Raw genomic sequence first — 23,434 nt, 5'->3', positions numbered from 1 at the left:
AATGAAAAAGATTTTAATTGTTGGTGGTGTTGCTGGTGGAATGTCAGCCGCAACTCGATTACGTCGATTAATGGAAGATGCAGAAATAATTGTCTTTGATAAGGGACCTTATGTATCGTTTGCCAATTGTGGATTACCCTACCACGTATCTGGCGAAATTGCTGAACGTCAAAAATTAATCGTTCAATCACCGGAAGCTTTACGCGCCCGCTTTGATTTAGATGTTAGACCGAATACCGAAGTGCTATCAATTGATCCGCAAACAAAAACGGTGACGGTTCAAAATGAAGGGCAAAAATCAACTGAACCATATGATGTACTAATCTTATCACCAGGAGCTAAGCCATTTGTGCCACCGATAATCGGATTGGAAGCAACCGACAACACACATATATTACGTAGTATTCCTGACTTAGATGGGATCATGGCTAATTTGAAAGATAATAAAGTTAAACAAGCAACAGTAATCGGTGCGGGCTTTATTGGCATTGAAATGGCAGAGAACTTAGCAAAATTAGGTTTAGCCGTAACAATTGTTGAAAAAGCGCCACATGTTTTACCACCTTTAGATGAAGAAATGGCCCAACATATCTTATTAGAGTTAGAAAAAAATAATATTAAAGTCATGACCAATCAATCGGTAGTCGAATTTAAAGAACAAGGCCACACTTTAGTATTAGAGGATGGCTCTACCTTAAATTCTGATTTAAATATTTTATCGGTCGGTGTACAACCAGAAAACAGTTTAGCCAAAGAAGCGGGAATTGAATTAGGTTTGCGTGGAGGGATTGTTGTTGATGACCAATACCGTACGAATGTACCCGATATATATGCAGTTGGCGATGCCATTGTCGTGAAACAACAAATTACCGGTCAAGATGCCTTAATTTCGTTGGCCTCTCCAGCTAACCGTCAAGGACGTCAAGTTGCTGATATTATTGCCGGTTTAGAAAGTAGCAATAAAGGAAGCATTGGAACCGCGATTGTGCGTGTGTTTGAAATGGTCGCTGCTTCAACTGGATTGAACGAACGCACTGCCAAATTAGCCGGATTAACCCCATCAGTGGTCCATATTAGTGGTAAAAGTCATGCCAGTTATTTCCCAGGTGCTGAAGATATTCATTTGAAATTAGTCTTTAATCGCCAAACAGGTGAAATTTATGGCGCACAAGCCGTCGGCAAAGATGGCGTGGACAAGCGAATTGATATTATAACAACGGCTATTAAAGGTGGATTAACGATTTTTGATTTACCAGAATTAGAGTTTACCTACGCACCACCATTTGGTTCAGCGAAAGACCCTGTCAATATGGCGGGTTATGCGGCTTCTAACTTAGCAACGGGTGTGACGGATTCCATTCAATGGTATGAATTAGCCGATGAATTAGCTAAAGGCAAAATATTGTTAGATGTGCGTAATGATGGGGAATTACAACGCAATGGTCGTTTTAAAGAGGCGATTCATATTCCACTTGATCAATTACGTGAGCGACTAGCGGAATTGGATAAGAACCAACCGTATATTATTACTTGTCATAGTGGCTTACGTAGTTATATTGGTGAACGTATCTTAAAACAACACGGATTTACAGTAGAAAACTTAGATGGAGCTTTCTCACTGTATCATTTAATGAAACCGGAGGAAATTGTATATGTATAAAAGCAAAATGATGGCTGAATTTGAACAAGATTTAAAACACGATGACTTGACCGTACTTGATGTTCGTGAATTGGATGAGTATAATAATGGACATATTAAAAATGCCCACCACCTACCTTTAAGTCAAATAAGTGAGTTGGTCAATGATTTAGATTCATCGAAACATTATCATGTTATTTGTCATTCTGGTGGACGCTCAGCTATGGCATGTGAATTTTTAAGTGCACATGGGTTTGATGTGACCAATGTGATGGGTGGAATGTCGGCATGGAAAGGTGATGTTGCATTTGACTAGTTGCGATAAATCGATTTTAAATCGATTAAAAAGAACTGAAGGTCAATTAAGAGGAATCCAAAAAATGATTGAAGAAGAACAGGATTGTATGGATGTGATTACCCAATTAAGTGCAGTTCGTTCAAGTGTTGATCGCATAATGGGCATTATTGTGGCACAAAATTTGCGTGATTGCTTAGAAAATCCTGAAGCAGATTCTGAAGTACAAAATGCCAAAATTGATCAAGCGATTCAAATGATTATTAAGAAATAAACAGAATAAACTAGGGAAGATGTGACCATAACTTAATTGTTTCGGTTACATCTTCATTTTCATTTTTAGTGACTTAACTGCACAGAAATAGAGTGGTCTCAATCTGCGTCTTAATGACTTGTCAAAACTCAACTATTTGCGGGTGAGCACACTATATGAAAACCATAGAATTTTATATTGCTTAATACCCACTGCGGGCTGACCAAAGTATTTTTTGCCTTTTGTTTGGAAATAAAATTTTACGAATATTTCGCTTGGTTTGTGAAAATGATTTGTATTTATATACCTATTTAATGACAAGTATGTTACAATATTAAAGATGGAAGATGACCTTGGTCATCTTGATTGACAAACAGAAGGTAGGATGAGTGATGAAGCAACCAAAAGAGGGTGAATTCATCACTATTAAGAGTTATAAACATGATGGCTCATTACATCGTACTTGGCGTGATACAATGGTTTTAAAAACTAGTGATCAGTCGATTATCGGTTGTAATGACCATACGTTGGTAACTGAATCTGATGGTCGCAGATGGGTAACTCGTGAAGCAGCGTTACTTTATTATCATAAGCATTTTTGGTTTAATATTGTAGCGATGATTCGCAAACGCGGTGTTACTTATTATTGTAATTTGGCTTCTCCTTATTTAATAGATCAAGAAGCCTTGAAATACATCGATTACGATTTAGATATCAAAGTGTTTCCAGATGGCGAAAAGCGATTATTAGATCTTGATGAATACGAAATTCATGGACGTAAATATCATTATCCAGATGAAATTGATCGTATTTTAAAATATAATATCCAAGAGCTAGTACGATGGATTGAAGAAGAGAAAGGACCGTTCTCACCGGAATTCATTGAAATCTGGTATGAACGTTATATCCAATTAACCCATCGTAAAAGAGGAAAATTTAACTAAAATAGTATGAATTCACTGTTTGTTATCACCGCGATTAGCGGTGTTTTTTTATATTCAAAAATATGTTAAAATATTGAAATATAGGCTAGAGCATAGGCATTCTAATTGCTCATTTTATTAGAATTACCTATAATTAATGAGAGAGAATAGACAGAGGTGAGGGAGTATGCAATTGTCAAATTTTAATCGCAAGCAATTAGGTTTTGGGATTGCTGGTGGAGTAATTCTTTTATTATTATTGATTTATGGAATCGGTGTCTTATATTATCAAGGGCATTATTTACCGAGTACTACAGTAGCCGGACAATCGATTAGCAATCAATCAATTGAATCAGCAAAGACTAAAATTCAGAGTGAACTAGAAAATAAAACCATTTTATTTAATGAAAATGAACAACCAATTGGGACTGTGGCCTTGAAAGATTTAGGCGTAACCAGTCATTACGATGAACAATTAACTCAATTAATGGCCGAACAAAATGCCACTGATTGGCCATTAGCATTACTTAAATTGAAGCGATCAGAACTTCAAGTGAATCCAGAAACCGTTCAATTTGATGAGGCAATCATTACGGATTTGATTTATAGTTTAGGGGTTAACAATGAAGAAAGAACGCCTGCTGAGGATGCATATATTTTAGATGATGACAATGTCTTTTCAATTATTCCAGAAGTGTACGGTAATCAAATTAATAATGAAAGTATGACCCAAACGCTATTTTCAGCTCTTAATCATAATCAATTAGAAGTCGATTTGAAAGATGCCTATATCCAACCTCAAATTAAAAAAGAAGACCCAACATTGAATGATAATTTGCAGAAAATTGCTGTAATGGAATCAAGTCAGATAACATTAGCTTTTGATGGCAATGAAGTTACCATACCAAAAGAGAATATTGCGAGTTGGATTTATATCGATGAAGAGGGTGCACCGCAAGTCGATCGATCGTTAGTTGAAGACTATATACGTGACTTAAATTATCAATATGCCGGTCTTTTTCAGCCGCGTCAATTTATGAGTACTTATCAAGGCGAGGTTACAATCCAACCAGGAACCTATGGGTGGTATATTGACCGTCATACCGAGCCAGACAATATTATTGCTAATATTCATGAGGGAGCGACCATTACTCGTGAACCGGTTATCGGCGGTGATGGCTATGGTATGGGGGATAGTGTTGGCAATTCTTATGTTGAAGTCGATATCTTAAATCAAACCATGTTTATTTACTTAGATGGTGTTCTAGTATTGCAAACACCGGTGGTAACTGGAAAAACAGGTACCAACACAATACCGGGGGCTTATCGAGTATGGAATATGGAGTCACCTTCGGTATTGCGAGGCTATAATCCGCATACAGATATTGATTATGAACAACCAGTTCAATATTGGATTGCCTTTGACGATCAAGCTCAAGGGATTCATGATGCTAATTGGCAAGGGACTTTTGGTGGACAAGCTTACTTAAATTCGGGATCCTTAGGATGTGTTAATACACCACCAAGTGTGATGGGACAAGTATTTGAATTAGTATACTACGGCATGCCAGTCATTGTTTTTTAATAGTGAAAAACGGTCTTTATTATATCACTAATGGAGTGAGTTAGGAAATTGAAATTCTATAAAGTTCAATTTTCTTGCTTACTCCTATTATTTTGCACAGCGAATATGTAAGGTTGTTGTCGTTTTTCAAAACCAACGCGATTTTTTTGTTTTTCAAGATAACTTTCCGGTTTTTCTGAAAATCAGTGGACACGAATGTCTTTATTTTTCAAGACTGCCTTAAACAGTTATTTTCGCTTTCATAATAAACTTATGAAACCATCTGTAATAATGGCAATAAAATTCATATAAAATTTACATATTTAACTAAATTTACATCTTATTTTCAACAAAAATGCAAATGTTTTTGTTATAATGATTTTGAATTAATCAACAAGGAGTGTTTAGATGGCTTTGGATTGGCAAAATGATGCAGAATATATGGCGTTGATTGAAGATTTAATTGAATTAGAAGAGGTACAATGCCTAAAGAATTACGTTCATCATTTAGTGACAGACCGTTTATCGCATTCTTTATCGGTATCGTATCGTAGTTATCGTTGGGCAAAACGTTTTAATCTTAACACACGTGCCATTGCGCGTGCAGGTTTATTACATGATTTGTTCTACTATGATAGTGCAGATAAACATCAAGTAGGGGGCAAGGGCCACAATTGGGAACACCCACGAATTGCCTTACAAAACGCTTTAAAAATTACTGAGATATCAGATCTTGAACAAGATATTATCGTTAAACATATGTTTGGTGCAACTAGAGAGTTGCCTAAATACCCAGAAAGTTATATTGTCACACTCATGGATAAACAAGCCGCTATCTTCGAGTTGGGTGCAGGCTTTTATCAATTCTGTTTAGCACAATCAGCCAGACAGAGTAAAAAATTAGTGAGTTTTCTATTATAATCAAATGATTCTATCCAATTATATATATAAAATGACTGAAGAGTACTGAAAAGTACTCTTTCTTTTCAGTTAAATGAGAATTTAAATAAAAATCAACAAAATAGCACTCAAACAGTGTGAAATTTGATACAATGACGAAGTAAAACTTATCAGGAGGATTAATATGACAAAGATTAACAATATTGAATGGTCTGAAAAAGTTCAGTACCTTAATGATATTATGAATTTAAAACCAGTTTTCTGGATCAATAAGCATAAAGATAATTTTGAAGAAGCATCTAAAAAGGTAGCTTATTCAATGGCAGATGTTCAAGATGCCGAAGCGCGTTTAGAACGTTTTGCACCATTTATTATGCAAGAATTTCCTGAGACGGCGCCAATGAATGGGTTAATTGAATCAGGTTTAACAAAACTGGCACCATTAAAAGAATATTTAGAAGATAAATATAATACGACCATATTAGGCGATTTTTATTTAAAACGTGATGACACTTTGCCAATTGCCGGAACAATTAAAGCACGTGGTGCTATTTACGAAGTGTTAAAATATGCTGAAACATTAGCACTAGAACATGGGTTGTTAAAAGGCATTGAAGATGATTATACTAAATTTTCAAGTGAAGAATTTCAATCGTTTTTCCGTCAATATAAAATTGTCGTGGGAACAACGGGGAATCTAGGAATCAGTGTCGGTGTGATGAGTGCTAAATTAGGTTTTGAAGTGACGGTTCATATGTCGATTGAAGCAAAACAATGGAAGAAAGACTTATTGCGCTCTAAAGGTGTGAATGTTATCGAACATGATACCAACTTCACTGAAGCAGTCTGTCAAGGACGTGCTCAATCAGATGCTGATCCTAAATCATATTTTGTCGATGATGAACATTCTGTAGAATTATTTTTAGGTTATACAGTGGCTGCTCTTCGCTTAGAAAAACAATTAGAAGAAATGGGTATTAAAGTAGACGCTGACCATCCATTGTTTGTCTACTCACCATGTGGTATTGGTGGTAGCCCTGGTGGTACAGCTTTTGGTCTAAAACAAGTGTATGGTGATAATGTTCATTGTTTCTTTGCCCAACCGACTCATATGCCGTCAATGTTATTAGGTCAAATTACGGAGCAGTTTGACAAAGTTTCTGTTGATGATTTCAAAATCGATGGAAAAACGAATATGGATGGTTTAGCTGTTCCGAGAACTTCAGGATTTGTAGCGGAATTAATGAGTAATTTCTTCGATGGTGGTTATTCAGTAGAAGAAGAGGAAGTACAACTATTATTATCTAAAATGGTTGATTTAGAAGCAATTAATTTAGAACCAGCCGCTTTAGCGGGTGTACCTGGACCAATACGTCTATTTACCACAGCTGAAGGGCAAGACTATATTACAATGAAGAATTTACAAGATAAAATGCAAAACGCCACTCATATTGCTTGGGCGACAGGTGGTAGCATGGTTCCTGCTGCTGATATGGAAGTTTTCTATCAAGAAGGATTAGCTGTGATCAATAAATAAGTAATTTAGGTGGAATATCTTAAGAATTTTCGATATCGATCAGATTTAAGCAGTGGAATAGGGGAGTGTTTATACTTTGTTGGTTAGTTTTTTAATTGAATAGCCAATAAATAAATCCTTTAGTCATTGTTTAAATTCATTGGTAAGAGTGATTTTGATAATCCGTAAGATGTACTGAGTTAATAAACCATAGGAGGACGCCTATCAGACGTCAATCCTATGGTTTTTAGTTGTTTCTATAGAAATAAAAAAGGGGGAGTAGACCAGAAGTAGAAAATCATTTAATTTTCTACTTCCTGCCACTCCCTTTAATCTGAAAATTTTAGATGATAGCTAAAGCAATAAAGTTAATAGCGAATAAAACTACTGAAATCCATAAGATAGGATGAATTTCTTTTGCTTTACCTTGAACAATTTTTACTAAGCAATAAGCAAAGAATCCTGCGGCAATTCCGTATGAGATTGAATAAGCTAATCCCATGAAGATGGAAGCAAAGAATGCCGGCACTGCTTCAGCAAAGTCAGCCCAATTAATATCAGCTAATGACGATAACATTAATATCCCAACTAAAATTAAAGCAGGTGCTGTTGCTGACGCTGGTACAATTCCGATAATTGGTGCGATAAAAATTGATAGGATAAACATTACAGCCGTTGAAACAGAAGTTAAACCTGTACGTCCACCTTCACCTATTCCTGCTGCCGATTCTACGAAAGTGGTCGTGTTAGATGTTCCAAATAAAGCGCCAATTAAAGTACCAATCGAATCGCCGAATAAAGCGCGGTCCATTTTTGAATTAAATCCAGAGCTAGTTTCTAAAGCATTGATATCCTCATCTGAGAAAATACCGGTACGACGACCAGTCCCAATGAAAGTACCGATTGTGTCGAAAACATCTGATAAGCTAAAAGCAAAAATAGTGATTAAAACAATTGGTAAACGAGAGATATCACCAAATAGCGAAGGTAAACCTGCTGGTGTGAAAATAACTAAGAACGTTTCATCTAAAGCTGCGAAAGCACTCGCAACAGAATTACCTGCCCAATCAATTGAACCTAAATCTACTACGCCTAAAGGAATTCCAATTAATGTTGTTAAAATAATACCTAATAAAATAGCTGATTTTACACCACGAATCATTAAAGCAATCGTGATAGCTAAACCGATAAGCGTTAGTAAAGAAGTAGGATTGGTAAAGTTAACTAATTCTGGCACTGCCCCACTATTCGCAAGGACTGATGAAATACCACCAGGGAATGATTCAGCGGTAGGATCGCCACCATTGACTGAAATTAAATTAATCCCATCGATAGTAAATTGTAATAAGTTACCATTTTTAATTCCGATATATGCAATGAAAACACCAATCCCAGCTGAAATCGCATGTTGTAAACTTTCTGGGATAGCTTTAATTAAAGATTTACGTACTTTAGTAACCGTAATTAAAACATTAAAGACCCCACAAATAAATACCATTGACAACGCTTCTTGCCAAGTAAAACCTAAACCAAATACAACCGTAAAAGTAAAGAATGCATTTAACCCCATACCAGGTGCCAAAGCATAAGGAACATTCGCTAATAATCCCATCGCCAAAGTTGAAACAGCAGCAGCGAAGACCGTTGCTAAAAAGACTGCTTGATTTGGCATACCCGTTAACGCAAGGATAGACGGGTTAACGAACATGATATAAGACATTGCTAAGAATGTCGTAATCCCCGCAGAAATTTCAGTTGAAACAGTGGTGCCATTTTCTTTTAATTTGAAAAATTTATCCACAAAAAAAGACCTCCTAAATTTTGAATACAGAATGAGTATAGCAAAAGAATCAGAACGTTCAACAAGAAAATTAAATATATCATTCGTTTTAAAATGAATGTTCGTGTTTTCAATATTAGAGTGCATAAAATTAGTCAAAATGAGTATTTGATGGCTTCAAATCAGGAGAAATATGTTATAATCATCATTATGAAATGATTTAAAATTTGTGTTTAGTATACAAATCGGAAAGAGGATATTATGTCAGAATTATTTAATCAACAGATTAGTAAAGAAACCGGCATTTCAATCAAACAGGTTGAAGCAACGTTAAAATTATTAGCAGAGGGTAGTACCATTCCTTTTATTGCTCGATACCGTAAAGAGATGACTGGTTCATTAGATGAGGTTCAAATTTACACTATAGAGCAACGCCATCAATATTTAATTAATTTGTCAACGCGTAAAGAAGAAGTGACGAGATTAATTGAAGAACAAGATAAATTAACTGAAGAATTAACAGTGGCAATCGAACAAGCCCAAACACTACAACAAGTAGAAGACTTGTATCGTCCTTATAAACAAAAACGTCGTACTAAAGCAATGGTGGCGATTGAACAAGGCTTAGAACCACTAGCAGACTGGATATTATCAAATAGAGAACCGATTAATCTCAACGATAAAGCGAGTGAATTTATTCAAGATGAGGTGACAACCGCTGAAGAAGCATTAGCAGGCGCTCATGAAATTATTGCTCAAAAAGTATCCGATAATGCAGAATACCGCGAATTTATCCGTAAATACAGTCGCTATAATGCGATCATTCAAACCAGTTTAAAAAATCAAGAGAAAGACCCGCAACAAGTTTATCATATGTATTATGATTTCTCTGAAAAATTGGATAAAGTCAAAGAGCATAATACTTTAGCCATTAATCGTGCAGAAAGGGAAGATGTTATTACGGTTAAAATCAATATTGATGAAGAGCCAGTTTATCGTTATATTGAAAAACGTTTTATTGAAGCTGATTTACCTATAGCGCAAGTAACTTTTATTCAAAATGCGATTCAAGATAGTTACAAACGATTTATTGGACCAGCCATCGAACGAGAGTTACGTGCCGAAACAACGGAAAAAGCCGATTTACAAGCAATTGAAGTTTTTGGTGAAAACTTACGTAACTTATTATTAACTGCACCATTAAAAGGTAAAGTAGTGTTAGGTTTTGACCCTGCTTATCGAACAGGATGCAAATTAGCTGTCATCAATGAGACGGGGGCGGTCTTAGAAAAAGCCGTTATCTATCCACATGAAAAATCCGTTGGAGCTGATACTAAAGCGCAACATGAAGCGAAATGGGCTAAAGCTGGGCAACAATTAACCGATATTATTAATCGTCATCAGGTGGAATTAATTGCGATCGGAAATGGAACTGCCAGTCGTGAATCTGAATTGTTTGTCAGTGAAGTGATTCATTCTCTGGATCGAAAAGTTCAATATTTGGTGGTGAGTGAAGCTGGAGCTTCGGTTTATAGTGCCAGTGAGATTGCGCGTCAGGAATTTCCAGATTGGGAAGCTTCTGAACGTAGTGCGGTAAGTATTGCTCGACGAGTACAAGATCCGTTGGCAGAATTGATTAAGATTGATCCTAAATCAATTGGTGTGGGTCAATATCAACATGATGTGGCGCAAAAATCATTGAATGAGCAATTAGATTTCGTGGTGAATATGACCGTAAACCAAGTGGGCGTGGACATTAATACCGCTAGTATTCCATTATTACAACGCGTTTCAGGTTTAACTAAGACCACAGCAAAAAATATTGTGGATTTGCGTGAGGAGTTAGGACATTTTTCAAATCGTGAACAAGTGAAAGATGTAAAACGGATGGGTCCTAAAACTTATGAGCAAGCAATTGGTTTCTTGCGTGTTTTAGGGGGAGGTAATCCACTTGACCAAACTAATATTCACCCTGAAAGCTATCCGATTGCTGAGCAAATTTTAGCGAAATTAGCGATTGACCAAAAAGCATTAGGTTCAAAAGAAGCAAATGATCAATTAGCAAAATTAGATTTAAATCAATTAGTTGAAGAATTAAATGTTGGGAAAGAAACCTTAATTGATATTATTGAAGGGTTAAAAAATCCAACCGCGGATATTCGTGATGGACAACCGACACCGCAATTAAGAAGTGATGTCTTAAAAATGGAAGATTTAAAAGTTGGAATGGAATTAGAAGGAGTGGTACGCAACGTTGTTGACTTTGGTGCCTTTGTTGACATCGGTGTAAAGCAAGATGGCTTAATTCATATTTCTAAATTAACCAATAAACGTCGTGTGAATCATCCAAATGAGATTGTAGCGGTGGGTCAAATTGTGGATGTTGAAGTCATTCAATTAGACTTAGATAAACAAAGAATAGGGTTGAAATTAGTTAAAATTCATTAATTTGGAGGTGCTATATGAAAGAGCGTGCTTTTGTAATAGGAGATATCCATGGGGAATACCAAATGTTAAAACAGCTTTTAACATATTGGACTCCTGAAGAAGAGGAATTAATCTTTGTAGGCGATTTAATTGATCGGGGACCGCAAATCTTTAAAACACTTGAGTTAGTTTGGTCATTACAAAAAGAGTACGATGCAAAAGTGATTATGGGGAATCATGAGGCGCTTTTTCTTGATTTTTTACAACATCCCAATCAGGCATGGGATTTGTATCAAAGAAATGGAGGAGCTACTACTTTAGCTTCTCTTAATCACTTAGCACTGGATGAGATAAATGATTTTCAATTGGATGAGTTAGTTAATTTAACAATCGAAAATTATCCTCATTTGATGGCGTGGCTAGAAAATTTACCTTTGTATCTTGAATACGGTGAATGGATTATTGTTCATGCGGGAGTCGATTTACAATTAATCGATTGGAAGCAATCTAAACCAAGTGATTTTTATTGGATTCGTGACCCTTTTCATGTGGGCGATAATCGAACCGGTAAAAAAATTATTTTTGGTCATACACCCGTTAAGCTTTTAAATGCCACACCAGGTGATTTATCAATTTGGCATCATCAAGGAAAGTTCGGTATCGATGGTGGTGCTGTTTATGGTGGTGACTTAATTGGGGCCCATATCACCCAATCCGGAGAACTATTAAAAGAAAATCGAGTGACACAGGGAGTAGACCAGAAGTAGAAAATCGAATAATTTTCGCTTTGTCTGTTCACTTCCACACAGTTTGATGGCACTCAATCCCTGCGCTTTGAGTTACCGAGCAATAATTTGACTGAATTTTTCAAATTTATGTTCAATCTCGTTAAGACACAGTTTGCAGCCACTCAACCCCTGCGCTTTGAGTTACCGAGCAATCACTTGATTGAATTTATCCAATTTATACCCAGCCTCGTCCCGTATCAAAACATTGGTTAATGAGGTTCAAAATTTGGCTACTCTTGAGTAGAATAAATGTCAAACAAAAAACACAGGCAAAAGGAAAAGCTGTAATTGCTCCTCTTTTGCCTGTTTTGTCGTTTTTTATTTAGTTTGAGAATGGGCGATACGACTAGCCGCTGCTGCAGCAAGTGCTCCAACAACATCATCGATGAAGGTGTTACATTTTTCGCCTTTTTGACTGTTTAATTCACCAATAATACCAGGTTTAATTTTGTCGACATAACCAAAATTGGTCATTCCAATCGAACCATAGACATTGACGATGGATAGTACTAGGATTTCATCGATGCCGTATAACCCTTCATCGCGCATTAATAAGTTACTTAAAGTAGGTGAGAACACGCCTTTTTCTGCGGCGATATCAATTTCAATACCGGTAATGACCGCATTTTGTACCTCACGTTTTTTCATGACCATTTTTAAATTATGAATACATTCTTCCATCGTTAAGTCTTTGACATAAGGTGCTTGTAATTCATAAACGATAGTTGCGATTTCTTCAATCGAAACACCACGTTCAGCTAATAGATTATAAGCATGTTGTTCTAAAATTTCTTGTTCAATTAACTTCTCAGACATACTAATTTCCTTTCTAATTAAAATATTACTGTTCAAATAAACTAGTACTATGAATATGTTGGCGACCAGCTCCAGGGTTAAATTGTTCAATTGCATTACCTACAGCAGTCGGACCTTCGCCAAAACCAGTAGCGATGATGCGAATTTTACCAGGGTAATTGGCAATATCTCCTACCGCAAAAATGCCTTTAACATTCGTTTCATAAGCAGAATTCACGGGAATTAGATTCCGTTCAACATTGATGCCCCAATTTTTCACATTGCCAATGCTTGACGAAAAGCCGTAACTAATTATAAAATGATCCGCTTTTATTGTTAATTTCTCGTCACCCCTAGGTTGAGTGATTTCAATCGCATTTAACGTATGACCATCCCCTATAATCTGACTTGGTATATAAGGGGTCATGACTTTAACTGAAGATTGCATCAATTGATTCACGCTGTGTTCAAGGGCTCTAAATTGTGGACGGCGATGTAATAATGTAACAGATTTAGCGATGGGTTCTAACATTAATGCCCAGTCGACGGCCGAATCACCACCACCACAAATCACGACATCTTTATCGGCAAATTGTGATAGTTGATTGACATAATAGTGTAAATTTTGTTCTTCATATTGAGCTGCTTCGGGTAAATTCAACTTACGAGGACTAAAAGCACCATTCCCAATGGCGATAATCACCGTTTTAGAATAATGAGTTTCCTTATCTGTTTCGATTAAAAAATGCTCTTGATCATCTTTGGTAATATTTATCACTTTTTGACCCAGTACAATATTCGTTTCAAATAGTTCCAATTGTTTAACCAAGTTGTTTGTTAATTCAATTCCTGAAGTAGCTGGATAAGCCGGGATATCGTAAATCGTTTTTTCAGGATAAAGATGTGCCGGTTGCCCACCTAAGTTTTCTAAACTTTCAATAATTTTAACTTTAACTTGTCTCATTTCCGCATAAAAGGCGGTGTACAACCCGACGGGCCCACCACCTATAATTGTTATATCAAATAATTCCAAATGTCGATGTTCCTTTCATACTATTGCATTTCGATAACGAATCTAAAGATTCGGTTTAAAAAGAATGCTACCATAATTCCTGTCATAATGCCAACAATGACTTCACTTGGTTTATGGCCTAAATATTTCTTGATAACCATCGCTTTATATTTATCGTAATCATAATCACCAATCGAGTAGTTAGGATTTTCTTCTAAATGTTGCTTGGCAATTTGATCTAAAACTAAACCTTGTTCACCACTTTGACGACGAACACCCATCGAATCAAACATTACGATAATACCAAACACGGTCGCAATCGCTACATAGGGTGAGCTAAAACCGTATTGCAAGATTAAAGCTGTAATGAGTGAGCTAGTAGCAGCAGAGTGAGAACTCGGCATACCACCGGTGGAAGTGACGATGTCAATATTGGTATTTGAATTTCTAAAATATTTAGCAATGGGATATTTAATAAATTGAGTAAAAATAATCGCCAAGAGCGAGCTAATAAGTGGAAAGTTCATCCTAGATAGTTCCTCCAATTTCTTGTTCTCTTATATCATAACAAAAAAACCTCAATATAGCACCAAAAAATTTTGAAACTTGAATATAATTAAGGTAAGATAGAATGGAAGTAAAATTTAAGGAGGCGGACAATTGATGTTCCCACAACTAAATGTAGAGAATTTAGAATCAAATGTAATTTTACATACAAATTACGGTGATATTGAATTGGTATTATTTAAAGAACAAGCACCTAAAACTGTAGAAAATTTCATTGAATTAGCGAAAAAAGGTTATTATGATGGCGTTATTTTCCATCGAGTGATTAAAGACTTTATGATTCAAGGTGGCGACCCAACTGGTACCGGGATGGGTGGAGAAAGTATTTATGGACAGTCATTTGAAGATGAATTCACACGTGATCTATTTAATTTGAGAGGCGCTTTATCAATGGCGAATGCGGGTCCTAATACCAATGGAAGTCAATTCTTCATCGTAACGGCAAGTAATGTTCCAACTCAAATGTTAGCTCAAATGAAAGACTTAGGATTCCCAGAAGAAATCGTTGAAGCTTATGCTAAAGAAGGTGGAACGCCATGGTTAGACCAACGTCATACAGTCTTTGGACATGTTAAAAATGGCTTTGATAATGTTTTAGCTATTGAAGCTGTCGAAACTGGCGCTCAAGACAAGCCACAAAAACCAGTTGTTATTGAATCAATTACTGTAAAGTAACATTGGCAAAAAGACAAAACTGAAGTATAATTAAAAGTGGTTTTAGAAGGAGACGATATTGTGACAAAATTTAAAATTGGTGATATTGTCGAAGGTGAAATCACTGGAATTCAAAACTACGGTGTCTTTGTGAGTCTATCAGAAGAAGAGCAAGGACTAATACATATATCTGAATGTCGACATGGTTTTGTATCTGATTTTGATGAATTTTTTAAGGTAGGGGACAAGGTAAAGGTAATCGTTGTTGATATTGATGAATATACTGAAAAAATCAGTTTATCAATTCGGGCTTTGATTAAGGTCAATACACCTCCTTTTCCAGCCCGACCTAAGAAAAGACGCAAAAGGTTTACACCTTCGATAGGTTTTGCAACCTTAGATAAAAAGATGCCGGAATGGATTGCTGAAGGCATTGAAAATATAGAAACAGATCGCTATAACAAAAATATTCAAAAGGAGCATAGTAATAATGGCACATATTAAATTTGATTATTCAAAAGTAAGCAATTACGTAGGAGAAAACGAATTAGCTCAATTACAAACTCAAATCACAGCAGTAGATAAAATGTTAAGAGAAAAAACAGGTGCTGGTGCAGACTTTACAGATTGGGTAGATTGGCCAGAAGCATATGATAAAGAAGAATTTGCACGTATTAAAGAAGCAGCTGAAAAAATTAAAAATGATTCTGAAGTATTAGTTGTAATTGGTATTGGTGGTTCTTACTTAGGTGCTCGTGCTGCCATCGACTTTTTAAATCATTCTTTCTATAATGTAAAAGCAGGTAAAAAAGGTATGCCACAAATTTTCTTTGCTGGTAATAGTATTTCATCTACTTACTTACATGACTTATTAGATATTATTGGTGACCGTGATTTTTCTGTTAACATTATTTCTAAATCGGGTACGACTACTGAACCAGCAATTGCGTTCCGTGTATTCAAAGAGAAGTTAATCGAAAAATACGGTGTTGAAGAAGCAACCAAACGTATTTATGCAACGACAGATAAAGCACGTGGTGCGTTAAAAGATGAAGCCAACGCTGCAGGATACGAATCATTTGTTATTCCAGACGGGATCGGTGGCCGTTTCACTGTCTTAACAGCAGTAGGATTATTACCAATTGCCGTATCTGGAGCTAACATTGATCAATTAATGCAAGGTGCTGCTGATGCAATGAAAGAATACAGCAATCCAGATTTAACAACTAATGAAGCTTATCAATATGCAACCATCCGTAACATCTTACACCGTAAAGGTAAAGATATTGAAATCTTAGTGAACTACGAACCCGGAATGCAATACTTCTCTGAGTGGTGGAAACAATTATATGGTGAATCAGAAGGTAAAGACTTGAAAGGTATCTATCCATCAAGTGCAAACTTTTCAACTGACTTACACTCTGTTGGTCAAACTATCCAAGAAGGTAAACGTAATATTTTCGAAACAGTTGTTAAAGTAGAAAAACCTCGTCATGATGTTGAGATTCCAAAAATGGAAGAGAATTTAGATGGCTTACGTTACCTTGAAGGGGAAACAGTTGACTTTGTTAACACTAAAGCTTACCAAGGAACATTATTAGCTCATACAGACGGTCAAGTACCAAACTTATTAGTGACTATTCCAGCAATGGATGAATATTCATTAGGTCATTTAATTTACTTCTTCGAAATTGCAGTAGCTATTTCAGGTTACTTAAATGGGGTAAATCCATTTGATCAACCAGGTGTCGAAGCATACAAGAAAAACATGTTTGCTTTATTAGGTAAAGAAGGATTCGAAGATTTAGCAAAAGAATTAAATGAACGCTTATAATATTTCTATCAATATGAGATAAAAATATTCAAAACACCAAAAAGAAACGGAGCTAAAAAACGCTCCGTTTCGCTTATTTTATGGAAAAAAACAGCTTTTCACAGGAAAAAATGTAAAAAATGTAAAAATAAAGTAAAAAAGGTGTTGACGCGTGTCGGATAACATGATACTATAAGGGAGTTCCAAGAGAACAAGACGAAAGATTGAAAAAGAAATAAAAAAAGTTGAAAAAACTTGTTGACAGTTTCAATCAAACGTGATACTATATAGAAGTTGCTTAAGCAAGCAACAACGAAGCTCATTGAAAACTGAACAAAGACAAACACCAAAAATGTGTAGGGGATAATTCAAACGAATTATCACAACATACCCGAATATAAATTCGAGACAGAGTGGTAACTCTATAAATATACAAGCTAGTAATTAGTAAGAGTCTGAAACGACTCATGAAACTTTCATGAGAGTTTGATCCTGGCTCAGGACGAACGCTGGCGGCGTGCCTAATACATGCAAGTCGAACGAACCATAACTTGAACTTGTTCTGGTTAAGGTTAGTGGCGCACGGGTGAGTAACACGTGGGGAACCTGCCCTTTAGTGGGGGATAACAGTCGGAAACGACTGCTAATACCGCATAGACAACTTAACCGCCTGGTTAAGTTGGGAAAGGTGCTACGGCATCATTAAAGGATGGCCCCGCGGTGCATTAGCTAGTTGGTAAGGTAACGGCTTACCAAGGCGATGATGCATAGCCGACCTGAGAGGGTGATCGGCCACATTGGGACTGAGACACGGCCCAAACTCCTACGGGAGGCAGCAGTAGGGAATCTTCCGCAATGGACGCAAGTCTGACGGAGCAACGCCGCGTGTGTGAAGAAGGTTTTCGGATCGTAAAGCACTGTTGTTAGAGAAGAATGGCAACTAGAGGAAATGTTAGTAGATTGACGGTATCTAACCAGAAAGCCACGGCTAACTACGTGCCAGCAGCCGCGGTAATACGTAGGTGGCAAGCGTTGTCCGGATTTATTGGGCGTAAAGGGAGCGCAGGTGGTTTCTTAAGTCTGATGTGAAAGCCCACGGCTTAACCGTGGAGGGTCATTGGAAACTGGGGAACTTGAGTGCAGAAGAGGAAAGCGGAATTCCATGTGTAGCGGTGAAATGCGTAGATATATGGAGGAACACCAGTGGCGAAAGCGGCTTTCTGGTCTGTAACTGACACTGAGGCTCGAAAGCGTGGGGAGCGAACAGGATTAGATACCCTGGTAGTCCACGCCGTAAACGATGAGTGCTAAGTGTTGGAGGGTTTCCACCCTTCAGTGCTGGCGTTAACGCAATAAGCACTCCGCCTGGGGAGTACGACCGCAAGGTTGAAACTCAAAGGAATTGACGGGGACCCGCACAAGCGGTGGAGCATGTGGTTTAATTCGAAGCAACGCGAAGAACCTTACCAGGTCTTGACATCTCTTGCATATCTTAGAGATAAGAGAAACCCTTCGGGGCAAGAAGACAGGTGGTGCATGGTTGTCGTCAGCTCGTGTCGTGAGATGTTGGGTTAAGTCCCGCAACGAGCGCAACCCTTATAACTAGTTGCCAGCATTCAGATGGGGACTCTAGTTAGACTGCCGGTGACAAACCGGAGGAAGGTGGGGATGACGTCAAATCATCATGCCCCTTATGACCTGGGCTACACACGTGCTACAATGGATGGTACAACGAGTCGCTAACTCGCAAGAGCATGCCAATCTCTAAAAGCCATTCTCAGTTCGGATTGTAGTCTGCAACTCGACTACATGAAGCCGGAATCGCTAGTAATCGCGGATCAGCACGCCGCGGTGAATACGTTCCCGGGTCTTGTACACACCGCCCGTCACACCACGAGAGTTTGTAACACCCGAAGCCGGTGGCCTAACCAATAGGAGGGAGCCGTCGAAGGTGGGATGGATGATTGGGGTGAAGTCGTAACAAGGTAGCCGTATCGGAAGGTGCGGCTGGATCACCTCCTTTCTAAGGAGTACTGGAACTACACAAGTTAGGATTTGTCATTGTTCAGTTTTGAGTGAGGTTTACTTACTCAAAACACCTAGTTCATTGAAAACTGAATAACAAAACAAACCATATTGATTATTTTAACAGGAGTAATCAATATAGATTATATAATTTCAAGAGAAAGATATAATAAACCGAGAATTGACCGAGTCTATATAATAATATAGAGAAATATGAGTAAAGGGGAAGAGCCTTTACGAGCGCAAAAATGTGGTTAAGAAACAAAGGGCGCACGGTGAATGCCTTGGCACTAGGAGCCGATGAAGGACGTGACGAACGACGAAACGCTTTGGGGAGCTGTAAGTAAGCTATGATCCAGAGATATCCGAATGGGGGAACCCACTGCTAAATGCAGTACGCGTAAGCGAGGAAGACGCAGAGAACTGAAACATCTAAGTACCTGCAGGAAGAGAAAGAAAAATCGATTCCCTAAGTAGCGGCGAGCGAAAAGGGAAGAGCCCAAACCATTGTGCATGCACAATGGGGTTGTAGGACTCCGACATAAGACTAAAGTGAGTAGTAGAATCTGATGGGAAGCAGAGCGAGACAAGGTGAGAGCCCTGTATACGAAACTGACTGAAGCTTTAGGAGTATCCTGAGTACGGCGGGACACGAGGAATCCCGTTGGAATCCGCCAGGACCATCTGGCAAGGCTAAATACTCCCTAGTGACCGATAGTGAACCAGTACCGTGAGGGAAAGGTGAAAAGCACCCCTGGAGGGGAGTGAAAGAGTACCTGAAACCGTGTGCCTACAAGTAATCAGAGCCCGTTAAGGGGTGATGGTGTACCTTTTGTAGAATGGACCGGCGAGTGACGATACCATGCGAGGTTAAGTTGAAGAAACGGAGCCGTAGCGAAAGCGAGTCTGAATAGGGCGAGAGTATGTTGTTGTCGACCCGAAACCAAGTGACCTACCCATGAGCAGGTTGAAGGTGTGGTAAGACACACTGGAGGACCGAACCAGGACACGTTGAAAAGTGTTTGGATGACTTGTGGGTAGCGGAGAAATTCCAATCGAACTTGGAGATAGCTGGTTCTCTCCGAAATATATTTAGGTATAGCCTCAGAGTAAGAGTCATGGAGGTAGAGCACTGTTTGAACGAGGGGGACGCAAGTTTTACCGAATTCAGATAAACTCCGAATGCCAAGGACTCATCTCTGGGAGTCAGACTGCGAGTGATAAGATCCGTAGTCGAAAGGGAAACAGCCCAGCCCACCAGCTAAGGTCCCCAAGTAATTGTTAAGTGGAAAAGGATGTGGAGTTGCACAGACAGCTAGGATGTTGGCTTAGAAGCAGCCATCATTTAAAGAGTGCGTAATAGCTCACTAGTCGAGTGATTCTGCGCCGAAAATGTACCGGGGCTAAACAATACACCGAAGCTGTGGATTCTAGTTTAAGACTAGAGTGGTAGGAGAGCGTTCTATATGCGGCGAAGGCATACCGTGAGGAGTGTTGGAGCGTATAGAAGTGAGAATGCCGGTATGAGTAGCGCAAGACGGGTGAGAATCCCGTCCACCGATAGACTAAGGTTTCCAGGGGAAGGCTCGTCCGCCCTGGGTTAGTCGGGACCTAAGCCCAAGCCGACAGGCGTAAGCGATGGACAACAGGCAGAGATTCCTGTACTTGATGTTATCGATTGAGTGAAGGAGGGACACAGGAGGTGACTCCACGCATCCGGATGGAAGAGGATGTGCAAGCAGTGAGTTTTAGTAAGAGTCAAATGCTTTTACTTTAAAGGATGAGCTGTTAAGCGTAGCGAATAAAGTAGCGAAGGTGGATAATCAAACTGTCGAGAAAAGCTTCTAGCGAGATAACATGAACCCGTACCGCAAACCGACACAGGTAGTCAAGTGGAGAACACTAAGGTGATCGAGAGAACTCTCGTTAAGGAACTCGGCAAAATGACCCCGTAACTTCGGGAGAAGGGGTGCTGGTAGAAATACCAGCCGCAGTGAATAGGTCCAGGCGACTGTTTATCAAAAACACAGGTCTCTGCCAAATCGAAAGATGACGTATAGGGGCTGACGCCTGCCCGGTGCTGGAAGGTTAAGAGGAGAGGTTAGCGCAAGCGACGCTTCGAATTGAAGCCCCAGTAAACGGCGGCCGTAACTATAACGGTCCTAAGGTAGCGAAATTCCTTGTCGGGTAAGTTCCGACCCGCACGAAAGGCGTAACGATCTGGGCACTGTCTCAACGAGAGACTCGGTGAAATTATAGTACCTGTGAAGATGCAGGTTACCCGCGACAGGACGGAAAGACCCCATGGAGCTTTACTGTAACTTGATATTGAGTGTTTGTGTGACATGTACAGGATAGGTAGGAGCTTAAGAATCGTGAACGCCAGTTTACGAGGAGGCGCTGGTGGGATACTACCCTTGTGATATGAACCCTCTAACCCGCGTTGTGAGGCAACGGGAGACAGTGTCAGGTGGACAGTTTGACTGGGGCGGTCGCCTCCTAAAGCGTAACGGAGGCGCCCAAAGGTTCCCTCAGAATGGTTGGAAATCATTCGTAGAGTGCAAAGGCAGAAGGGAGCTTGACTGCGAGACCTACAAGTCGAGCAGGGACGAAAGTCGGGCTTAGTGATCCGGTGGTACCGTATGGAAGGGCCATCGCTCAACGGATAAAAGCTACCCTGGGGATAACAGGCTTATCTCCCCCAAGAGTTCACATCGACGGGGAGGTTTGGCACCTCGATGTCGGCTCATCGCATCCTGGGGCTGAAGTCGGTCCCAAGGGTTGGGCTGTTCGCCCATTAAAGCGGTACGCGAGCTGGGTTCAGAACGTCGTGAGACAGTTCGGTCCCTATCCGTCGCGGGCGTAGGAAATTTGAGAAGAGCTATCCTTAGTACGAGAGGACCGGGATGGACGCACCGCTGGTGTACCAGTTGTTCCGCCAGGAGCATCGCTGGGTAGCTATGTGTGGGAAGAATAAGCGCTGAAAGCATCTAAGCGCGAAGCCAGCTTCAAGATGAGATTTCCCATTCGTAAGAAGTAAGACCCCTGAGAGACGATCAGGTAGATAGGCTAGAAGTGGAAGTATAGTGATATATGGAGCGGACTAGTACTAATCGGTCGAGGACTTAACCACGAAGATTTGAGGTTAAAGGTTTGTGAGTTATTCAGTTTTGAGTGAACTATTATAAGTTTACTTAAAGAAAATAATGTACCTGTGTGGTGATGATGGCAAGAAGGATACACCTGTTCCCATGCCGAACACAGCAGTTAAGCTTCTTAGCGCCGATGGTAGTTGGACCTTTGGTCCTGTGAGAGTAGGACGTTGCCACGCAGGGTATATTTTTTCAAATTGGAGGTTTAGCTCAGCTGGGAGAGCATCTGCCTTACAAGCAGAGGGTCAGCGGTTCGATCCCGTTAACCTCCACCATGACTCGTTAGCTCAGTCGGTAGAGCAACTGACTTTTAATCAGTGGGTCACAGGTTCGAATCCTGTACGGGTCATCAGAATGCGGGTGTGGCGGAATTGGCAGACGCACCAGATTTAGGATCTGGCGCCTTCGGGCGTGGGGGTTCAAGTCCCTTCACCCGCATGAAGACGAACAGATGTTTGTCGAGGTAACAAGCCGGCTTAGCTCAGTTGGTAGAGCATCTGATTTGTAATCAGAGGGTCGAGGGTTCAAGTCCTTTAGCCGGCATATAGGCCTTTTTAGAAGAGGCCGGCTTAGCTCAGTTGGTAGAGCAACGCACTCGTAACGCGTAGGTCACAGGTTCAAGTCCTGCAGCCGGCATGAGTGAATAATAAAACGCGGAAATAGTTCAGTGGTAGAACACCACCTTGCCAAGGTGGGGGTCGCGGGTTCGAATCCCGTTTTCCGCTTTGCCAGCAAACTTAGGCAAATGCCGGGGTGGCGGAACTGGCAGACGCACAGGACTTAAAATCCTGCGGGTAGTGATACCCGTACCGGTTCGATTCCGGTCCTCGGCATTAAAGCATGCACCCATAGCTCAATTGGATAGAGTACTTGACTACGAATCAAGCGGTTGTAGGTTCGACTCCTACTGGGTGTATAGAAACGGGAAGTAGCTCAGCTTGGTAGAGCACTTGGTTTGGGACCAAGGGGTCGCAGGTTCGAATCCTGTCTTCCCGATTTTTTTGAACCAAAAATCAAAAAAACAAAACAAATAGTAAATTCATACCAAAATGGGGGATTAGCTCAGCTGGGAGAGCGCCTGCTTTGCACGCAGGAGGTCAGCGGTTCAATCCCGCTATTCTCCATTCATGGCGGTGTAGCTCAGCTGGCTAGAGCGTCCGGTTCATACCCGGGAGGTCATGGGTTCGATCCCCTTCGCCGCTATAAACACTGGGACCTTTAGCTCAGTTGGTTAGAGCAGACGGCTCATAACCGTCCGGTCGCAGGTTCGAGTCCTGCAAGGTCCATGTCTTGTAGGACAAGAGAAAAGGATAAAAGCATATCAAACGTAT

Annotated in this window: 16 protein-coding genes, 12 tRNA genes and 3 rRNA genes; 27 read left to right on the top strand and 4 right to left on the bottom strand. The window is 39.5% G+C overall.

Annotated features, from left to right (window positions below; all coding sequences use genetic code 11):
- The first annotated feature begins 1 nt into the window (after position 1).
- The 7 genes from CYJ72_RS04110 (at position 2) to dsdA (ending at position 7,111) form a co-directional block, all read left to right on the top strand.
- The gene (locus CYJ72_RS04110; protein ID WP_066125251.1) at positions 2-1,660 is read left to right on the top strand and encodes an FAD-dependent oxidoreductase; all 1,659 of its coding nucleotides are present in this window, start codon (positions 2-4) and stop codon (positions 1,658-1,660) included.
- The gene (locus tag CYJ72_RS04105) at positions 1,653-1,955 is read left to right on the top strand and encodes a rhodanese-like domain-containing protein (RefSeq protein WP_101813414.1); all 303 of its coding nucleotides are present in this window, start codon (positions 1,653-1,655) and stop codon (positions 1,953-1,955) included. The genes CYJ72_RS04110 and CYJ72_RS04105 overlap by 8 nt, the downstream gene beginning before the upstream one ends.
- On the top strand, positions 1,939-2,208 hold the full coding sequence (locus CYJ72_RS04100) for a metal-sensitive transcriptional regulator (protein WP_066125254.1): 270 nt from the start codon (positions 1,939-1,941) through the stop codon (positions 2,206-2,208). The genes CYJ72_RS04105 and CYJ72_RS04100 overlap by 17 nt, the downstream gene beginning before the upstream one ends.
- Before the next feature lie 371 nt (positions 2,209-2,579).
- Positions 2,580-3,131 carry a nucleoside tri-diphosphate phosphatase gene (gene ntdP, locus CYJ72_RS04095; protein WP_066125266.1) on the top strand — a complete coding sequence of 184 codons (552 nt, stop codon included), beginning with the start codon at positions 2,580-2,582 and terminating at the stop codon, positions 3,129-3,131.
- 172 nt (positions 3,132-3,303) lie between these two features.
- Positions 3,304-4,695 carry a L,D-transpeptidase family protein gene (locus CYJ72_RS04090; RefSeq protein ID WP_180764790.1) on the top strand — a complete coding sequence of 464 codons (1,392 nt, stop codon included), beginning with the start codon at positions 3,304-3,306 and terminating at the stop codon, positions 4,693-4,695.
- A 387-nt stretch (positions 4,696-5,082) separates the two neighbouring features.
- Positions 5,083-5,595: an HD domain-containing protein gene (locus CYJ72_RS04085; RefSeq protein ID WP_066125257.1), complete on the top strand. Its 513-nt coding sequence runs from the start codon at positions 5,083-5,085 to the stop codon at positions 5,593-5,595.
- A gap of 163 nt (positions 5,596-5,758) precedes the next feature.
- Positions 5,759-7,111 (top strand): D-serine ammonia-lyase, encoded by a 1,353-nt coding sequence (gene dsdA, locus CYJ72_RS04080; RefSeq protein WP_180764789.1) that lies wholly within the window; start codon positions 5,759-5,761, stop codon positions 7,109-7,111.
- 322 nt (positions 7,112-7,433) lie between these two features.
- On the opposite strand, the gene CYJ72_RS04075 is transcribed toward dsdA, so the two are convergent.
- The gene (locus CYJ72_RS04075; protein WP_066125259.1) at positions 7,434-8,891 is read right to left on the bottom strand and encodes an NCS2 family permease; all 1,458 of its coding nucleotides are present in this window, start codon (positions 8,889-8,891) and stop codon (positions 7,434-7,436) included.
- A gap of 240 nt (positions 8,892-9,131) precedes the next feature.
- Here CYJ72_RS04075 and CYJ72_RS04070 point away from each other — a divergent pair, with 240 nt between their 5' ends.
- The gene (locus CYJ72_RS04070) at positions 9,132-11,318 is read left to right on the top strand and encodes a Tex family protein (RefSeq protein ID WP_284630601.1); all 2,187 of its coding nucleotides are present in this window, start codon (positions 9,132-9,134) and stop codon (positions 11,316-11,318) included.
- 14 nt (positions 11,319-11,332) lie between these two features.
- On the top strand, positions 11,333-12,064 hold the full coding sequence (locus tag CYJ72_RS04065; protein ID WP_071407632.1) for a metallophosphoesterase family protein: 732 nt from the start codon (positions 11,333-11,335) through the stop codon (positions 12,062-12,064).
- A 339-nt stretch (positions 12,065-12,403) separates the two neighbouring features.
- Here CYJ72_RS04065 and CYJ72_RS04060 read toward each other — a convergent pair whose 3' ends face one another.
- From CYJ72_RS04060 to CYJ72_RS04050, 3 genes are read right to left on the bottom strand one after another with little or no spacing between them, the layout of a single operon-like run.
- Positions 12,404-12,901: a phosphatidylglycerophosphatase A family protein gene (locus CYJ72_RS04060; RefSeq protein ID WP_101813409.1), complete on the bottom strand. Its 498-nt coding sequence runs from the start codon at positions 12,899-12,901 to the stop codon at positions 12,404-12,406.
- 25 nt (positions 12,902-12,926) lie between these two features.
- Positions 12,927-13,913, bottom strand: a complete 987-nt coding sequence (locus CYJ72_RS04055; RefSeq protein ID WP_284630596.1) for an NAD(P)/FAD-dependent oxidoreductase — start codon at positions 13,911-13,913, stop codon at positions 12,927-12,929.
- 20 nt (positions 13,914-13,933) lie between these two features.
- Positions 13,934-14,419, bottom strand: coding sequence for a divergent PAP2 family protein (locus CYJ72_RS04050; RefSeq protein WP_210386535.1), 486 nt, complete (start codon positions 14,417-14,419; stop codon positions 13,934-13,936).
- A 136-nt stretch (positions 14,420-14,555) separates the two neighbouring features.
- On the opposite strand from CYJ72_RS04050, the gene CYJ72_RS04045 reads away from it, so the two are divergent.
- The 18 genes from CYJ72_RS04045 to CYJ72_RS03960 all read left to right on the top strand — a co-directional run bounded on the left by CYJ72_RS04045 (position 14,556) and on the right by CYJ72_RS03960 (position 23,389).
- Positions 14,556-15,134 carry a peptidylprolyl isomerase gene (locus CYJ72_RS04045; RefSeq protein ID WP_066126910.1) on the top strand — a complete coding sequence of 193 codons (579 nt, stop codon included), beginning with the start codon at positions 14,556-14,558 and terminating at the stop codon, positions 15,132-15,134.
- Positions 15,135-15,191: 57 nt separating this feature from the next.
- Positions 15,192-15,617 carry a CvfD/Ygs/GSP13 family RNA-binding post-transcriptional regulator gene (locus CYJ72_RS04040; protein WP_284630879.1) on the top strand — a complete coding sequence of 142 codons (426 nt, stop codon included), beginning with the start codon at positions 15,192-15,194 and terminating at the stop codon, positions 15,615-15,617.
- A complete protein-coding gene (locus tag CYJ72_RS04035; RefSeq protein ID WP_071408108.1) occupies positions 15,604-16,947 on the top strand; it encodes a glucose-6-phosphate isomerase in 1,344 nt (447 codons plus the stop codon). The genes CYJ72_RS04040 and CYJ72_RS04035 overlap by 14 nt, the downstream gene beginning before the upstream one ends.
- Positions 16,948-17,400: 453 nt before the next feature.
- Positions 17,401-18,949 (top strand): 16S ribosomal RNA (locus CYJ72_RS04030).
- Positions 18,950-19,203: 254 nt separating this feature from the next.
- Positions 19,204-22,084: ribosomal RNA gene (locus tag CYJ72_RS04025) — 23S ribosomal RNA — on the top strand.
- An 82-nt stretch (positions 22,085-22,166) separates the two neighbouring features.
- Positions 22,167-22,282 (top strand): 5S ribosomal RNA (gene rrf, locus CYJ72_RS04020).
- The 16S, 23S and 5S rRNA genes sit together here with 12 tRNA genes alongside, the layout of an rRNA operon.
- A gap of 20 nt (positions 22,283-22,302) precedes the next feature.
- Positions 22,303-22,378 (top strand) — tRNA-Val (locus CYJ72_RS04015).
- Position 22,379: 1 nt separating this feature from the next.
- Positions 22,380-22,452 (top strand) — tRNA-Lys (locus CYJ72_RS04010).
- Positions 22,453-22,459: 7 nt separating this feature from the next.
- A tRNA-Leu gene (locus tag CYJ72_RS04005) sits at positions 22,460-22,541 on the top strand.
- 32 nt (positions 22,542-22,573) lie between these two features.
- Positions 22,574-22,646, top strand: a tRNA-Thr gene (locus tag CYJ72_RS04000).
- A 20-nt stretch (positions 22,647-22,666) separates the two neighbouring features.
- Positions 22,667-22,739: transfer RNA gene (locus CYJ72_RS03995), tRNA-Thr, on the top strand.
- A 17-nt stretch (positions 22,740-22,756) separates the two neighbouring features.
- A tRNA-Gly gene (locus CYJ72_RS03990) sits at positions 22,757-22,828 on the top strand.
- A gap of 22 nt (positions 22,829-22,850) precedes the next feature.
- A tRNA-Leu gene (locus CYJ72_RS03985) sits at positions 22,851-22,936 on the top strand.
- Between the two features lie 9 nt (positions 22,937-22,945).
- Positions 22,946-23,019 (top strand) — tRNA-Arg (locus tag CYJ72_RS03980).
- A gap of 6 nt (positions 23,020-23,025) precedes the next feature.
- Positions 23,026-23,099 (top strand) — tRNA-Pro (locus CYJ72_RS03975).
- A gap of 55 nt (positions 23,100-23,154) precedes the next feature.
- A tRNA-Ala gene (locus CYJ72_RS03970) sits at positions 23,155-23,227 on the top strand.
- Positions 23,228-23,232: 5 nt separating this feature from the next.
- A tRNA-Met gene (locus CYJ72_RS03965) sits at positions 23,233-23,306 on the top strand.
- A gap of 9 nt (positions 23,307-23,315) precedes the next feature.
- Positions 23,316-23,389, top strand: a tRNA-Ile gene (locus tag CYJ72_RS03960).
- Positions 23,390-23,434: the final 45 nt, after the last annotated feature.

Source organism: Globicatella sanguinis, from assembly GCF_002847845.2.
Lineage (GTDB): Bacteria > Bacillota > Bacilli > Lactobacillales > Aerococcaceae > Globicatella > Globicatella sanguinis.
The sequence above is the reverse complement of the archived record's forward strand: the minus strand, read 5'-3'. Positions and strand labels throughout refer to the sequence as shown.

Coding starts and splice junctions, on each gene's coding strand:
- CYJ72_RS04110 (WP_066125251.1), top strand. CDS start 2: ATGAAAAAGATTTTAATTGTTGGTGGTGTTGCTGGTGGAATGTCAGCC.
- CYJ72_RS04105 (WP_101813414.1), top strand. CDS start 1,653: ATGTATAAAAGCAAAATGATGGCTGAATTTGAACAAGATTTAAAACAC.
- CYJ72_RS04100 (WP_066125254.1), top strand. CDS start 1,939: ATGTTGCATTTGACTAGTTGCGATAAATCGATTTTAAATCGATTAAAA.
- ntdP (WP_066125266.1), top strand. CDS start 2,580: ATGAAGCAACCAAAAGAGGGTGAATTCATCACTATTAAGAGTTATAAA.
- CYJ72_RS04085 (WP_066125257.1), top strand. CDS start 5,083: ATGGCTTTGGATTGGCAAAATGATGCAGAATATATGGCGTTGATTGAA.
- dsdA (WP_180764789.1), top strand. CDS start 5,759: ATGACAAAGATTAACAATATTGAATGGTCTGAAAAAGTTCAGTACCTT.
- CYJ72_RS04070 (WP_284630601.1), top strand. CDS start 9,132: ATGTCAGAATTATTTAATCAACAGATTAGTAAAGAAACCGGCATTTCA.
- CYJ72_RS04065 (WP_071407632.1), top strand. CDS start 11,333: ATGAAAGAGCGTGCTTTTGTAATAGGAGATATCCATGGGGAATACCAA.
- CYJ72_RS04060 (WP_101813409.1), bottom strand. CDS start 12,901: ATGTCTGAGAAGTTAATTGAACAAGAAATTTTAGAACAACATGCTTAT.
- CYJ72_RS04050 (WP_210386535.1), bottom strand. CDS start 14,419: ATGAACTTTCCACTTATTAGCTCGCTCTTGGCGATTATTTTTACTCAA.
- CYJ72_RS04045 (WP_066126910.1), top strand. CDS start 14,556: ATGTTCCCACAACTAAATGTAGAGAATTTAGAATCAAATGTAATTTTA.
- CYJ72_RS04035 (WP_071408108.1), top strand. CDS start 15,604: ATGGCACATATTAAATTTGATTATTCAAAAGTAAGCAATTACGTAGGA.